Raw genomic sequence first — 15,177 nt, 5'->3', positions numbered from 1 at the left:
CAGGACCTACACCACGCCTGATGTCCGCCCATGTCCCTGCCCGCCTTGCTCGCCCAGCACATCACCCGCCGCCCACAGCGCATCGCCCTGCTGCAACATGTCGCCGAGCAAGGGTCCATCACCCGCGCCGCCAAGGCTGCCGGTATCAGCTACAAGGCCGCCTGGGATGCCATCGACGAACTCAATAACCTGGCGGCGCAGCCGCTGGTGGAGCGCAGCACTGGGGGTCGGGGGGGCGGTGGTGCCCGGCTGTCCGCCGAAGGCGAACGCATCCTGCGCCTGTACCAGCGGCTGCAGGCGTTGCAGGCAGAGATCCTGGAATCCGCCGAGGACAGCAACGACCTCGCGTTGCTCGGCCGGCTGATGCTGCGCACCAGTGCGCGCAACCAGTTGCAAGGGCGGATCAGCGGGCTGCGCCGCGAAGGCCGGCATGACCGCATCAGCCTGGACTTGGGCGGCGGTCTGGAGATCGAGGCCTTGATCACCCGGGGCAGTACCGAGCGCCTGGAACTGGCGCTGGGCGGCACCGTCGTGGCATTGCTGAAGGCGGGGTGGGTACAGTTGCTGGGGCCGGACGAACTGGCGGCGCAAGGCAGCAATTGCCTGCAGGCCAAGGTCGAGGAGCTTGTCGGTGAGCAGGACGGTCCCGTCGAGGTGCGCCTGGCGCTGGGTAACGGACAGACTTTGTGCGCTTTCGCCGAGGCTGACTGGCTGGCGCAGTATCAAGTCGGGCCGCAGAGCATGATGCGGGTGCAGTTCCATCCGTCGTTCGTGTTGCTGGGGGTGCCGGTCTAACCGTATACGACAAGGGCGGGGCCTGCCATGTGATTGGGGTAACATGCAGCCACGCCGTTCCCGCGCCTGGAGCCTTTCATGTCCCACCCCTTCGACACCCTCACCCCCGACCTCGTGCTGGACGCCGTGGAAAGCCTGGGCTTTCTCAGCGATGCGCGGGTGCTGGCGCTCAACAGCTACGAAAACCGTGTCTATCAGGTGGGCATCGAGGGGGAACAGCCGCTAATCGCCAAGTTCTACCGCCCTGGGCGCTGGAGCGATGCGGCAATCCTCGAAGAACACGCCTTCACCGCCGAGCTGGCGGAGTGCGAAGTGCCCGTGGTGGCTCCGCTGCTGCACGAGGGTCGCTCCCTGTTCGAGCACCAGGGGTTTCGCTTTGCCCTGTTCCCGCGCCGTGGCGGCCATGCTCCGGAGCCGGGCAACCTCGACCAGCTGTATCGCCTGGGTCAGTTACTCGGGCGTTTGCATGCCGTGGCGGCCATCCGGCCATTCGAACACCGTGAACAGCTGACTGTGGACAACTTTGGCCATGCTTCGCTCAACACCCTGCTGGACGGGGGCTTCGTTCCTCGCGAGCTGCTGCCGGCCTTCGAATCCGTGGCCCGCGACCTGCTCAAGCGGGTCGAGGATATCTACGCCCGCACCCCGCACCAGCGGATCCGCCTGCACGGCGACCTACACCCCGGCAACCTGATGCACCGCGACGACGTCTACCATGTGGTCGACCTCGACGACTGCCGCATGGGCCCGGCGGTGCAGGACCTGTGGATGATGCTTGCCGGCAGCCGCGAGGAGCGCCTCGGCCAACTGGCCGAGCTGATCGACGGTTACAACGAGTTCCACGATTTCGACCCGCGCGAGCTGGCCCTGATCGAGCCACTGCGCGCCCTGCGCCAGCTGCACTACAGCGCCTGGCTGGCACGGCGCTGGGATGACCCGGCGTTCCCGCCGAGCTTCCCGTGGTTCGGCCAGCCGCGTTACTGGGGCGACCAGATCCTTGCCCTGCGCGAACAGATGGCCGCGCTGGATGAACAACCGTTGAAATTGTTCTAGAAGCGCGCCGCGCTCTGTCTACAATAGGCGTCGCTTTATTTAGCTACCTAAGCAAGGATTCTGCATGCACGCCGCAAACCCGCGTCGCGGGTATATTCTGGGCCTTGGCGCCTACATCATCTGGGGCCTGTTCCCCCTGTACTTCAAAGCGATCCAGAGCGTCCCGGCGGTGGAGATCATCGTCCATCGGGTGCTTTGGTCGGCGCTGTTCGGCTCGCTCCTGCTGCTGGTATGGAAACACCCCGGCTGGTGGCGCGAACTGCGCGACAACCCCAGGCGCCTGGCCATTCTGGCCCTGAGCGGCACGCTGATCGCCGGCAACTGGCTGACCTATGTATGGGCGGTGAACAACGGGCGCATGCTCGAAGCAAGCCTGGGCTACTACATCAACCCGCTGATCAACGTACTACTGGGCATGTTGCTGCTCGGTGAGCGCCTGCGCCGCCTGCAATGGCTGGCAGTGGGCCTGGCGGCCCTGGGCGTGGCGCAACAGGTCTGGCAGGTCGGCAGCCTGCCCTGGGTATCGTTGGCGCTGGCCCTGTCGTTCGGCTTCTACGGCCTCATCCGCAAGCAGGCGCCGGTAGCGGCGCTGCCCGGTCTGGTGGTCGAGACCTGGATGCTGGTACCCCTGGCGATCGGCTGGCTGCTGCTGCACCCGACGGCCAACAGCGCCAGCCTGGCGTTTTTAAATAGCAGCGAGGCCCTGTGGCTGATCGCCGCCGGCCCGGTCACCCTGATACCCCTGGTGTGCTTCAACGCCGCCGCGCGCCACCTGCCCTACACCACCCTGGGCTTCCTGCAGTACCTGGCGCCGACCTTGGTGCTGCTGCAAGCGGTGTGGCTGTTCGATGAGCACCTGACCTCCAGCAACCTGCTGGCGTTCGCGTGCATCTGGGCGGGGCTGGCGGTGTACAGCGTCGATGCCTGGCTGAGTTTGCGCAAGCGCGCCTGATCAATTAATGATCAAACAGCTACACGCCACGAAATTCGTGGCCTGTAGCGAGGTCTCCAGAGGTTATCCACACCCTCGTCCCCGTGGTTTGTGCACAAGCGACTGATTACTGAGTGTTTTTTGCTCAATGCTGGCTAACCAGCGTGGTTATTGGGCTGTAGCGGTACGCCCCCAGGTTATCCACAGGGGCGTCCCCGTTAAATCGGGATAACCGTGGGAGCCGTCTTGCCCCTCGATTGCCCGCTATGGCTATCAATCCTCCGACCGTAACTTCAACTCCACCATCAGATCATCCGCCAGGCTCTCCAACCTTGCCTGCAAATCATCCAGCGACAGGGTCAACGGCAGCGCCAGTAGCGCATCGGCCTGGAACAACGGCTCGCTGCTCATCGGCGCCGGGCGCACCTCGGTGCTGAGACGCTCCACGTTCACCCCAAGCTCTGCCAGCAAGCGGGTAATGTCGCGAACGATGCCGGGCCTGTCGTTGCCCACCAGCTCCATCGCGATCGGTTTCCAGGTGCAGGACGGCTCTATGCCGCTTTCGGCGATCAATACGCGAATGCCGTGGTCGCCCAGTTTCTGCAACGACTCGACCAGTTCGGCGTAGTTCTCCGCCGGTACCGCCACTCGCAAGATCCCGGCGAACTGGCCGGCCATGCGTGACATGCGGCTTTCCAGCCAGTTGCCGTTGTGATCGGCGATGCACTGGGCGATACGTTCTACCTGCCCGGCCTTGTCAGGCGCAATCACGGTCAGTACAAGATGGTCCACGGGGCCACTCCTTCATTGCTCTGCAAGCGCCGCCGCAGATGGGGGCGATACGGGGATCAAATCAGTATAGGCAAGGCGCGGCAACCTGCCGCAGGACAGTCAAGACAACTCATCGTGTACTGTTCCAAGATTTATCTGGAACAATCCACCTGTTTTTTGCGAACATGTCATCTCCCAGCGTGACCCCATGCGACCAATCGGTCGCAGAGCGACGCTTTTAGTCTGATGTTTACCTGCCTGCTGCTTCATGTAGTATGCATCGGCGCGGACTACAAAAACGTCGTTTCGATGTCTGCCAAGGCGCCTGTGAAAATACGCCAACCGCCCGCCGGCCCGTTCGGCGAGCCGCACCCAGCCGCCCCGGATCACGCGGGCATGCACTGGTGCCGTGTTTAGAGAAGCGCTACAGGCTTAATACAGAAGAGCGAAAGCGAAATAGCTGAGCAGAGGTGAGGCAAGCAATGACTGGATACGTTCAAGTCGGTGGCCTTCAGGTCGCCAAGGCCCTGTACGACTTCGTCAACGACGAAGCGATCCCTGGAACCGGCATCAAGGCCGATGCGTTCTGGGCCGGGGCGGCAGAGATCATTAAAGACCTCGCTCCGAAGAACAAAGCCCTGCTCGCCAAGCGCGACGAGCTGCAAGCCAGGATCGACGCCTGGCACCAGGCCCGCAAAGGCCAGGCCCACGACGCCGTGGCCTACAAGGCGTTCCTCGAGGAAATCGGCTACCTGCTGCCAGCCGTCGAGGACTTCCAGGCCACCACCCAGAACGTCGATGAAGAGATCGCGGTCATGGCCGGCCCGCAGCTGGTGGTGCCGGTGATGAACGCCCGCTTCGCCCTGAACGCCGCCAACGCCCGTTGGGGCTCGCTGTATGACGCGCTGTACGGCACCGATGCCATCAGCGAGGAAGGCGGCGCTGAAAAAGGCCAGGGCTACAACAAGGTCCGTGGCGACAAGGTGATCGCTTTCGGCCGCGCCTTCCTCGACCAGGCCGCGCCACTGGCCGCCGGCTCCCATGTCGACTCCACCGCCTACCGCATCGAAGGCGGCAAGCTGGTAGTCGCGCTCAAAGGCGGCAGCAACAGCGGGCTGCGTGACGATGCCCAGCTGATCGGTTTCCACGGCGATGCCGCTGCGCCGACCGCGGTGCTGCTCAAGCACAACGGCCTGCACTTCGAGATCCAGGTCGACGCCAGCACCCCTGTCGGCAGCACCGACGCCGCCGGACTGAAAGACATCCTGATGGAATCGGCACTGACCACCATCATGGACTGCGAAGACTCGGTCGCCGCCGTCGACGCCGACGACAAAGTGATCGTCTACCGCAACTGGCTGGGCCTGATGAAAGGCGACCTGGCTGAAAGCGTGAGCAAAGGCGGCAAGACCTTCACCCGCACCATGAACCCGGATCGCGAATACGCCGCGCCCAATGGCGGCAGCGTGACCCTGCACGGCCGCTCGCTGCTGTTCGTGCGCAACGTCGGGCACCTGATGACCAACCCGGCGATCCTCGACGCCCAGGGCAACGAAATCCCCGAAGGCATCCAGGACGGCCTGTTCACCAACCTGATCGCCCTGCACAACCTCAACGGCAACACTAGCCGCAAGAACACCCGAACCGGCAGCGTCTACATCGTCAAGCCGAAGATGCATGGCCCTGAAGAGGTGGCGTTCGCCGCCGAGATCTTCAGCCGCGTCGAAGATCTGCTCGGGATGAAACGCAACACCGTCAAGGTCGGCATCATGGACGAGGAGCGCCGTACCACGGTCAACCTCAAGGCCTGCATCAAGGCCGCGGCCGAGCGCGTGGTGTTCATCAACACCGGCTTCCTCGACCGCACCGGTGACGAGATCCACACCTCCATGGAAGCCGGCGCCGTGGTGCGCAAGGGCGCCATGAAGAACGAGAAGTGGATCGGCGCCTACGAAAACAACAACGTCGATGTCGGCCTTGCCACCGGACTTCAGGGCCGCGCGCAGATCGGCAAGGGCATGTGGGCCATGCCCGACCTGATGGCCGCCATGCTCGAGCAGAAGATCGCCCACCCGCTGGCCGGCGCCAACACCGCCTGGGTACCGTCGCCGACCGCCGCCACCCTGCACGCCCTGCACTATCACAAGGTCGATGTGCAGGCCCGTCAGCGCGAGCTGGCTTCGCGCACCCCAGCTTCGGTCGACGATATCCTCACCATCCCGCTGGCGGCCAACACCAACTGGTCGGCCGAAGAGATCCGCAACGAGCTGGACAACAACGCCCAGGGCATCCTCGGCTACGTGGTGCGCTGGATCGACCAGGGCGTGGGCTGTTCGAAAGTGCCGGACATCAACGATGTCGGCCTGATGGAAGACCGTGCCACCCTGCGGATTTCGGCCCAGCTGCTGGCCAACTGGCTGCGCCATGGCGTAGTCACCCAGGAGCAGGTGCTGGAAAGCCTCAAGCGCATGGCCGCGGTGGTGGACAAGCAGAACGCCGGTGACGCCCTGTACTGCCCGATGGCGCCGAACTTCGATGACAACATCGCGTTCCAGGCGGCGATCGAGCTGGTGATCGAGGGTGCCAAGCAACCGAACGGCTACACCGAGCCAGTCCTGCACCGTCGTCGCCGCGAGTTCAAGGCGCGCAACGGGCTGTAGATCATCAAGGGGCCGCTTTGCGGCCCAATCGCTGGCAAGCCGGCTCCCACAGGTCAGCACTATCCTTGTGGGAGCCGGCTTGCCGGCGATTGGGCTGCGAAGCAGACCCAGTACGATTAATCCATTCTCAGTTCTTTGCGCACCAGCTCCAGCAACTTGCCCAGGTCCACCGGCTTGAGCAGAAAATCCACCACCCCCAGGTGCATCACGTCCACCGCCTCCTTCACATCGGTGTCGCCCGACACCACGATGATCGACAGCGCCGCCCGCTCGGACTCGCGAACCTGGCGAATCAGCTCCAGGCCATCCTTCGGCTCCATGCGCAGGTCGGTGATCATCAGCGCGATCCGTGGTTCGTAATGCAGCTTCAACATCGCTTCCTGCACACCGTCTGCCGTCATGCAGGCGATGCCTCGGCTCTTCAGGTACAGGCTCAGCGCCTCGCTGTTCACCGGATTGTCGTCCACCACCAGTACCACGGGACGAGCCGCGACAGGCGCACTCACCCCGGCCAGTGCCTCGCGCTCGGCGTCACTCAGTATGTCTTCATGCTCGGCCATGGCCCATCTCGTCAAAAAAATCTCGTTCACAGCTTAGGACCGCGAAATTTACATAGCCCGGTTCGCCTTTCGTCGGATCCTTGACAGCCTCGCTCTAGACTTACGTCCAATGGGCACCACAGTACGGCCAGCCGACCATGGGGGCCGAGAACAACAAAGCCGACCCCTATAGATAGATATATATAGTTCGGCGTAGCGATACGGTCAGCTTCATGAGCAAAAAGGACGCCTATACCCAGGCCGGCAGGACAGCGGTACTGCAAAACATCCAGGGCACCCTGCAGTTCCTGCAGCGTTTCCCGCCGTTCAACCAGATGGAACACAGCCACCTGGCCTACCTGGTGGAACAGTGCCAGCTGCGCTTCTACGCGGGCGGAGAAAGCATCATCACGCCGGCAGAGGGCCCGGTCGAGCACTTCTATATCGTCAAGCAGGGGCGCGTGGTCGGCGAACGTCACCATGTCACCAGGCCAGGCACCGAGACCACCTTCGAGATCACCAGCGGTGAATGCTTCCCGCTGGCGGCTTTGCTCGGCGAGCGGGCCACCCGCACCGAGCACCTGGCCGGCGAAGACACCTTCTGCCTGCAACTGGACAAGGCCGCGTTCATTCGTGTGTTTTCCATGTCCGAGGTGTTCCGCGACTTCGCCCTGCGCGGCGTCAGCAGCCTGCTCGACCAGGTCAACCAGCAAGTGCGCCAGCGCGCCGTGGAAACCCTGGGCACGCAGTACTCGCTTAACACACCGCTGGGCGAACTGGCGCTGCGCCACCCGGTGGTGTGCACGCCAGACCTGGCACTGCGCGAAGCCGTGCGCCTGATGCACGAGCAACAGGTCGGCAGCATCGTGATCATCGATGAGCAGCGCCACCCCATCGGCATCTTCACTCTGCGCGACCTGCGCCAGGTGGTGGCCGACGCCAGCGCCGAACTGACCGCGCCCATCGAGCGCTACATGACCGCCAAACCGTTCTACCTGAGCCCACAGGCCAGTGCGTTCGACGCCGCCATGGCGATGACCGAACGCCACATCGCCCACGTCTGCCTGGTTGACAACCAGCGCCTGTGCGGGGTGATTTCCGAGCGCGACCTGTTCTCTCTGCAACGCGTCGACCTGGTACACCTGGCCCGCACCATCCGCCATGCACCGCGGCTGGACAGCCTGGTGTCACTGCGCGGCGAAATCGGCCAGTTGGTCGAACGCATGCTCGCCCACGGCGCGTCCTCGACGCAGATTACCCAGATCATCACCCTGCTCAACGACCACACTGTATGCCGGGTGATCGAACTGGCCATCGCCGAGCGCGGCGACCCCGGCGTGCCGTTCAGCTGGTTGTGCTTCGGCAGCGAGGGCCGCCGCGAGCAGACCCTGCACACCGACCAGGACAACGGCATTCTTTTCGAGGCCCGTGACGGCGCCGAAGCCGAGGCGATCCGCGCACGCTTGCTGCCGTTGGCCCAGCATATCAACCACAACCTGGCCCAGTGCGGCTTCACCCTGTGCAAGGGCAACGTGATGGCCGGCAACCCCGAGCTGTGCCTGTCGCGTGGCGAGTGGGCGCGGCGCTTCGCCGGCTTCGTACGCGAAGCCAGCCCCGAGAACCTGCTGCGCTCGAGCATCTATTTCGACCTGCGCGTGGTCTGGGGCGACGAGCAAGGCTGCGAGCAACTGCGCCAGGGCCTGCTGGAGCAGGTCGCGGACAACCGCATCTTCCAGCGCATGCTGGCCGACAACGCCCTGCGCCAGCGTCCGCCGGTCGGGCGCCTGCGCGAGTTCGTGCTGACCCGCCAGGGTGACGACAAGGCCGCCACCCTCGACCTCAAGGTGCAAGGCCTGACCCCGTTCGTCGATGGCGCTCGGCTGCTGGCCCTAGCCCATGGCATAACGGCCTGCAACACCCTCGAACGGCTGCGTCAGCTGATTACTCAGGGGGTAATCGACCCGCTCGACGGCGCCGCCTATGAAGAGGCCTACCACTTCATCCAGCAGACCCGCATGCAGCAGCACCAGCGCCAGAGCCGCGAGAACATGCCTTACTCCAACCGGCTCGACCCCGACAGCCTCAACCACCTGGATCGGCGCATCCTGCGCGAGTCCCTGCGCCAGGCCCAGCGCCTGCAGAGCAGCCTGGCCCTGCGGTACCAGTTGTGAACCTGTTCGCCTGGTTGCGCCCCACAGCACCCGAACTCGATGCGGCGCTGCAGCGGCGCCTGGACGCGTTGCCCGGCCCTGCTCCCCTGGGCGTGTGCTCCCTGCGCGAACAGCGCTGGGTGGTGCTGGACCTGGAGACCAGCGGCCTGAATCTCAATCGCGACCAGGTGCTGTCGATCGGCGCGGTGGCCATCGAGGACGGTGCCATCGACCTCGGCCGGCCGTTCGAACGGACCCTGCGCCGCCCCGAACAGAAGACCAACGCCAGCGTGCTGATCCACGGCCTGGGCCCCAGCGCCCTGGCCGCCGGCTGCGAACCGGTCGAAGCCCTGCTCGACCTGATGACGTTCATTGGCGACAGTCCGGTACTGGCGTTCCATGCCCCGTTCGACCAGCGCATGCTGGCCCGGGCGTTGAAGGACAGCCTGGGTCTGCGCCTGCAGCATCCGTTTCTCGACGTGGCGGAGCTGGCGCCGATGCTCAACCCCGACACCGTGCTGCGCGAGGCCGGGCTGGACGACTGGATCGCCCGTTTCGGTCTCGAAGTCCAGGCCCGCCACCATGCCAGCGCCGATGCCCAGGTGACCGCGGAACTCGCGTTGATCCTGTTCAGCCAGGCGCGCCGCCAGCAACTGGACAGCCCGCTGCAGCTGGAGCAGCGGGTGCGCCAGTGGCGACGACGCAAGGCGCAGCACCACGGCCTCTGACTTTTATCGCGCTCCCCTGACATGCTGGCAATCCGATAAGCGTCAATTGCGCCCTCCCCCTGCCTCTGCCACAATCGCGAATAATTATCGTTAGTTAACGCATTCTTTCCCGGGGAACGCTTCTTGACGTCTGCGCACAGTCCACATGCCGAACTGGTCGGAGCGCTGTACCGCGACCATCGCACCTGGCTGCTGGCTTGGCTGCAGCGCAGCACCGCCTGCCGCCAGCGTGCCGAGGACCTGAGCCAGGACACCTTCGTGCGCCTGCTCGGCCGCGAGCGTTTGGACGCCCCTCGCGAACCGCGCGCCTTTCTGGTCGCCGTGGCCAAGGGCCTGTTGTTCGACCACTTCCGTCGTGCCGCCCTCGAGCAGGCCTACCTCGCGGAACTGGCGCTGCTGCCCGAAGCCGAGCACCCGTCACCGGAACAGCAACACCTGATCCTCGAAGACCTCAAGGCCATCGATCGCTTGCTGGGCAAGCTGTCGAGCAAGGCCCGGGCAGCCTTCCTGTACAACCGCCTGGACGGCCTGGGGCACGCCGAGATCGCCGAGCGCCTCGGGGTGTCGGTCTCGCGCGTGCGCCAGTACATCGCCCAAGGCCTGCGCCAGTGCTATGTCGCTCTTTACGGTGAGCCGACATGAGGCATGCCCCGGTTTCCAGCAAGGTGCTGGAAGCGGCCATCGCCTGGAAGCTGTGCCTCGACGAAGGTAGCGGTACCCCGGACGAACGCAGCGAGTTCACGCGCTGGCACGCCGCCCACGAGGAGCACGCCCGCGCCTGGCTGCAACTGGGCATGCTCGACCAGCGCGTCAACGCTGCCGCCGGACCGGTACGCCACGCCCTGCTGCAATCCCGGGCCGGGTTGCGCCAGCGCCTGGGCGGCCTGGCCGGCATGCTGCTACTCGGCGGTCTGCTGGCCTGGGCTGGCGCACCGTCACTGTCGCCCACCTACTGGCTGGCCGACCAAAGCACCAGCACCGGCGAGTTGCGTACCCTGCGCCTGGAAGACGGAACCCTGCTCAGCCTCAACAGCCAGACCGCGGTGGACATCGACTTCCAGGGCGAACAACGGCTGATCGTCCTGCACCAGGGCGAGATCTCGGTGGAAACCGGCCACAAGGACAGCCGCCCGTTGCTGGTGCGCACCGAGGAAGGTCGCCTACGCCCGCTGGGCACCCGCTTCCTGGTCAAGCGCGAGAAGGCCGGCACACGCCTGGAGGTGCTGCAGGCATCGGTAGCCGCCAAACCCCAGCACAGCGGCGACGAGCAGGTGCTGCGCGAAGGCCAGCAAGTCCTGATGAGCGCCGACGGCCTGGGCAGTGTCAGCCCCGTGGCGGTCGGCAGCGACGCCTGGACCCGCGGCATGCTGGTGGTGGACAACGTGCGCCTGGCCGACCTGGTGGCCACCCTCGGCCAGTACCGCAGCGGCCACCTGGGCGTCAGCGACGCAGTGGCCGAGCTGCGCGTGAGCGGCAGTTTCCCGCTGACCGACACCGACCTGGCCCTGGCCTCGCTGCAACCGGTGCTGCCGGTGAAGATCGAACGGCATACGCCGTGGTGGGTCACCGTTACCGCCAAATAGCCCCAGCCAGACCGCCCTTTGGCAGCCGGCTTGCCGCCTCCCAAAGGGTTTTGCAAATCAGTCGTATTTTTTTTCACACCCCCCTGTCACTTTTCCACTCTCGCTCGGCAAGGAAGCAGTCAGCACTATTTCGTCGAGGAGCCGCTGAATGTCCCGTGCCGTTGATGCTTTGCTTCGCCCCAGCCTGATGGCCCTGGCCATCGGCCTGGCCACCCCGTTGGCCAGCACCGCCCTGTTCGCCGCCGAACAGTCCGCCATGCGTGCCTACAACCTGCCCAGCGCACCGCTGGCCAGCACCCTGAACCAGATCGCCAGCCAGGCCGGTATCGCCCTGGCGCTGGATCCGGCGCTGGTCAGTGGGCGCAATTCGGCACCGGTAAGCGGCCAGTTCGACGCCGTCGGCGCTCTACAAGCCGCGCTACGTGGTACGGGCTTGCAACTGCAGCAGAGCAGCGCCGGCAGCTATAGCCTGGTAACGGCAAGCGAGGGCACGCTGGCACTGCCGGAGACAAACATCGACGCCAACAGCAGCTTTGAAAGCGCCTGGGGCGTGGTAGAGGGCTACACCGCGACCCGCACTGCGGCGGGCACTAAGACAGATACTGCCATCGCGGAGTTGCCACGCTCAGTTAGCGTGATCACTCGCCAGCAGATGGAAGACCGCCCGGTCCTCAACCTGAATGACGCCTTGCGCTACACCGCAGGCGTGCAGAGCAGCGGATACGGCGCAGACTCGCGCAATGACTGGCTGCTGGTGCGTGGCTTCGTGCCCACCCAGTTCCTCGACGGCCTGCCACTGCCTCAGGGCAACTACGCCACCCCCAAGATCGAGACCTGGAATCTGGAGCGTATTGCCGTACTGCGCGGCCCTGCTTCGTCCGTCTATGGCCAGACCCCGCCTGGTGGCCTGCTGGACATGACCAGCCGTCGGCCCCAGCTGGAAAGCAGCCATAAAGTGGAAGCCCAGGTGGGTAGCAACAACCATAAGCAGATCAACTTCGACAGCACCGGCAAGGTCGACGATGCCGGCCAGTTTCTTTACCGTGTCAGCGGCACCGTGCGCGACAGCGGCGCACCAGTCGATCATATTCCGGACAAACGCTACAACATCGCTCCCAGCCTGACCTGGAACATCAACGACGATACCAAGCTGACCTTCCTCAGCCAGTATACCCGCGACGATACCGGCATCACCGGCCAGTTCCTGCCGTTGCAGGGCACCAAGCTGGCCAGCCCGGCAGGCAAGATTTCCCACCACAAGAACCTGGGCGATCCCGACTGGGAATCCTACGACCGTACCTACTACCACCTGGGCTATGCGTTCGAGACCCGACTGAACGACATGTGGCAGTTCCGCCAGAACCTGCGCTACGTGCGCAACGAACTGGACTTCAAAGGGATCACCGCTGGCGGTTCGATCTGGCCCAAAGGCCCGGATGAAGCCGTCAGCCCCGATGGCACCGTGCAACGCACCGCCGGTATTGTCGAGGAGGACATCAGCCAGTTCGCCGTGGACAACAACTTCCAGGCCGATTTCCAGACCGGCGTGGTCAGCCACACCCTGCTGCTTGGGCTCGATCACCAGCGTTCCAGCAGCAATGCCCACTGGCGCTGGGGCTCGGCCGGCGTGCCGCCGAGCAACATCCACAACCCGGTGTACGGCCAGGACTTCTCGAACGTCCAGTACTTCGACATGTACGACTACACCCAGAAAACGCAGCAGACCGGCCTCTACCTTCAAGACCAGATGGCCCTGGACAACTGGCGCCTGACACTGGGTGGCCGCGAAGACTGGGTGCACACCGGTACCACGTTCCACAACATGAGCGATGCCACCAATACCCAGCGTGACAAGAAGTTCAGCGGCAATGCGGCGCTGAGCTACGTTTTCGACAACGGCATGACCCCCTATATCTCCTATGCCGAGTCCTTTGAACCTGCGTCAGGCTCCTCGGTCAACAGCACCGATGCCTTCAAGCCCACCGAAGGCAAACAGTATGAGCTAGGTATCAAGTACCAGCCGCCAGGCAGCAAGAGCCTGTTCACCGCTGCGGTATTCGACCTGACCCAGGAGAACATGTCGGTCACCGAGGCCAACGTCACCCGCCAGGTGGGTGAAGTCCGGGTCAAGGGCCTGGAGCTGGAGGCCACGTCCGATGTAACCGAAAACCTCAAGTTGGTGGGCTCCTACACCTACAACGATAGCGAGATCGTCAAGGGCACCACTGAGGAGAAAGGCAAGCGCATGGCCCAGGTGCCACGCAACCAGGCTACCGCGTGGGCCGACTACACCTGGCACAGCGGCCCGCTGGACGGCTTCGGCGTCGGGGTGGGTGTGCGCTATGTAGGTGACACCTATGGCAACACCACAAACACCGACTGGGGCCACGTCGGCTCGTATACCGTGTACGACGCCTCGGTGCACTACGACCTGGGCCGCCTGAACGGTACCTTCAAGGGCGTGACGGTTGCCGTGGATGCCAAGAACCTGTTCAACAAGGACTACCTGTCGACCTGCGATGGCTACTACTGCTACTACGGCGACGAGCGCAACGTAATGGCCAGCGTCAACTACAAGTTCTGAGTGGCCATCGCGGGTCAAGCCTACTCCCGCAGATCGTGGGAGCGGGCTTGCCCCGCGATGGTGTAAGGAGCCGTGATGAAAAGCCAAACCATCCGCCGCTGGTCAGCGATCCACACCTGGAGCAGCCTGGTGTGCACGCTGTTCCTACTGCTGCTGGCCCTGACCGGCCTGCCGCTGATCTTCCACCACGAGCTGGAACACCTGCTGGGCGATGCCCCCGAACTGCGCGAGATGCCCGCCGGCACCCCGCATCTAGACCTGCAGCAACTTGTGCTCAAGGCCGAGCAACACCGCCCTGGCGAAGTCATGCAGTACTTCGGCTACGAAGAGGACGAACCCAACGGCGTGGTGGCGATCATGGCCGCCACCGCCGGCACCCACCCGGACCAATCGCACACCTTCATGCTCGATGCGCGCACCGGCGAGGCCGTGGCCATGCCGGCAGCCAACGGCGGTTTCATGATGCTGATGCTGCGTCTGCACGTGGACATGTTCGCCGGGCTGCCCGGCAAATTGTGGCTGGCCTGCATGGGCCTGCTGTTCATCATCGCGATCATCTCCGGCACGGTGCTGTACGCGCCGTTCATGCGCCGCCTGGAGTTCGCCACGGTGCGCCACGACAAATCCCGGCGCCTGCGCTGGCTCGACCTGCACAACCTGATCGGCGTGGTGACCCTGACCTGGGCCCTGGTGGTCGGCGTCACCGGGGTAATCAGCGCCCTGTCCGACCTGGTGATCGCCGCCTGGCGCAATGACAGCCTGGCGGCCATGGTCGCCCCCTACCGCGATTCCCCGCCGCTCACCGAACGCGCCCCGGCCACGCAGTTGCTGAAGATCGCCGAACAGGCCGCGCCAGGCATGCGTCCGGACTTCATCGCCTTCCCCGGCACGCGCTTCTCCAGCGAACACCATTACGCGGTATTCATGAACGGTGCCACGCACCTGACATCCCACCTGTTTACCCCGGTACTCATCGACGCCCGCACCCTGGAAGTGACCGCGGTCGGCGCCCGGCCCTGGTACATGGACGCCATGGGCCTGTCCCAGCCCCTGCATTTCGGTGACTACGGTGGCCGCCCCATGCAGATTCTGTGGGCGGTGCTGGACGTGCTGACCATCGTCGTGCTCGGCAGTGGTCTGTACCTGTGGTGGGGCAAGCAACGCAAAGCCAGGGAGGCACGTGCATGAGCCACAAGTCACAGCCAACCCTGCGGATTTTCGCCTGGCCCCTGCTCATCGGCTTGCTGGCCGCCGCCGGGCTGTTCGCCGCCCTGCTGGGTGATGGGCCCTGGGACGCGCTCGCCTGGCTGGGTCTGGGCGTCCCCGCCGTGCTCGGCGTGCGCAGCCTGTGCGGTCGATAGCCGGATACCACAGGCCGCCCGC

At 64.6% G+C, this 15,177-nt stretch carries 12 protein-coding genes and 1 pseudogene; 11 read left to right on the top strand and 2 right to left on the bottom strand.

The annotated features are described in order from the left end of the window. Positions 1 to 30 precede the first annotated feature (30 nt). From LU688_RS01700 to rarD, 3 genes are all read left to right on the top strand, one after another. Positions 31 to 795 (top strand): TOBE domain-containing protein, encoded by a 765-nt coding sequence (locus LU688_RS01700; protein ID WP_160291030.1) that lies wholly within the window; start codon positions 31 to 33, stop codon positions 793 to 795. Positions 796 to 873: 78 nt separating this feature from the next. Further along, positions 874 to 1,848 carry a serine/threonine protein kinase gene (locus LU688_RS01695; RefSeq protein WP_160291029.1) on the top strand — a complete coding sequence of 325 codons (975 nt, stop codon included), beginning with the start codon at positions 874 to 876 and terminating at the stop codon, positions 1,846 to 1,848. Positions 1,849 to 1,912: 64 nt separating this feature from the next. Continuing rightward, positions 1,913 to 2,800, top strand: coding sequence for an EamA family transporter RarD (rarD, locus tag LU688_RS01690; protein ID WP_023630883.1), 888 nt, complete (start codon positions 1,913 to 1,915; stop codon positions 2,798 to 2,800). 252 nt (positions 2,801 to 3,052) lie between these two features. Here rarD and LU688_RS01685 read toward each other — a convergent pair whose 3' ends face one another. Next, positions 3,053 to 3,571, bottom strand: a complete 519-nt coding sequence (locus LU688_RS01685) for a glycine cleavage system transcriptional repressor (protein ID WP_023630882.1) — start codon at positions 3,569 to 3,571, stop codon at positions 3,053 to 3,055. A 461-nt stretch (positions 3,572 to 4,032) separates the two neighbouring features. Here LU688_RS01685 and LU688_RS01680 point away from each other — a divergent pair, with 461 nt between their 5' ends. Continuing rightward, positions 4,033 to 6,210: a malate synthase G gene (locus LU688_RS01680; protein ID WP_160291028.1), complete on the top strand. Its 2,178-nt coding sequence runs from the start codon at positions 4,033 to 4,035 to the stop codon at positions 6,208 to 6,210. Positions 6,211 to 6,326: 116 nt separating this feature from the next. Here LU688_RS01680 and LU688_RS01675 read toward each other — a convergent pair. Then, positions 6,327 to 6,777, bottom strand: a pseudogene (locus LU688_RS01675) (response regulator). Positions 6,778 to 6,982: 205 nt separating this feature from the next. On the opposite strand from LU688_RS01675, the gene LU688_RS01670 reads away from it, so the two are divergent. The 7 genes from LU688_RS01670 (at position 6,983) to LU688_RS01640 (ending at position 15,155) form a co-directional block, all read left to right on the top strand. Next, a complete protein-coding gene (locus tag LU688_RS01670) occupies positions 6,983 to 8,920 on the top strand; it encodes a putative nucleotidyltransferase substrate binding domain-containing protein (RefSeq protein WP_094011536.1) in 1,938 nt (645 codons plus the stop codon). Further along, entirely contained in the window at positions 8,917 to 9,627 is a 711-nt protein-coding gene (locus tag LU688_RS01665) for a 3'-5' exonuclease (RefSeq protein ID WP_094011537.1), read from the top strand. Before LU688_RS01670 ends, LU688_RS01665 begins: the two co-directional genes overlap by 4 nt. 123 nt (positions 9,628 to 9,750) lie before the next feature. Then, entirely contained in the window at positions 9,751 to 10,269 is a 519-nt protein-coding gene (locus LU688_RS01660; RefSeq protein WP_038707220.1) for an RNA polymerase sigma factor, read from the top strand. Beyond that, a complete protein-coding gene (locus LU688_RS01655; protein WP_094011538.1) occupies positions 10,266 to 11,210 on the top strand; it encodes a FecR domain-containing protein in 945 nt (314 codons plus the stop codon). The genes LU688_RS01660 and LU688_RS01655 overlap by 4 nt, the downstream gene beginning before the upstream one ends. Positions 11,211 to 11,358: 148 nt before the next feature. Then, positions 11,359 to 13,794, top strand: a complete 2,436-nt coding sequence (locus tag LU688_RS01650; RefSeq protein WP_232888115.1) for a TonB-dependent siderophore receptor — start codon at positions 11,359 to 11,361, stop codon at positions 13,792 to 13,794. Between the two features lie 75 nt (positions 13,795 to 13,869). Continuing rightward, a complete protein-coding gene (locus LU688_RS01645) occupies positions 13,870 to 14,982 on the top strand; it encodes a PepSY-associated TM helix domain-containing protein (protein ID WP_160291026.1) in 1,113 nt (370 codons plus the stop codon). Then, positions 14,979 to 15,155, top strand: coding sequence for a hypothetical protein (locus LU688_RS01640; RefSeq protein ID WP_177410838.1), 177 nt, complete (start codon positions 14,979 to 14,981; stop codon positions 15,153 to 15,155). Before LU688_RS01645 ends, LU688_RS01640 begins: the two co-directional genes overlap by 4 nt. Positions 15,156 to 15,177: the final 22 nt, after the last annotated feature.

This window comes from Pseudomonas soli, from assembly GCF_021283165.2.
GTDB lineage: Bacteria > Pseudomonadota > Gammaproteobacteria > Pseudomonadales > Pseudomonadaceae > Aquipseudomonas > Aquipseudomonas soli.
Note: the sequence above shows the minus strand (reverse complement) of the source record. Positions and strands in the feature narration are given on the sequence as shown.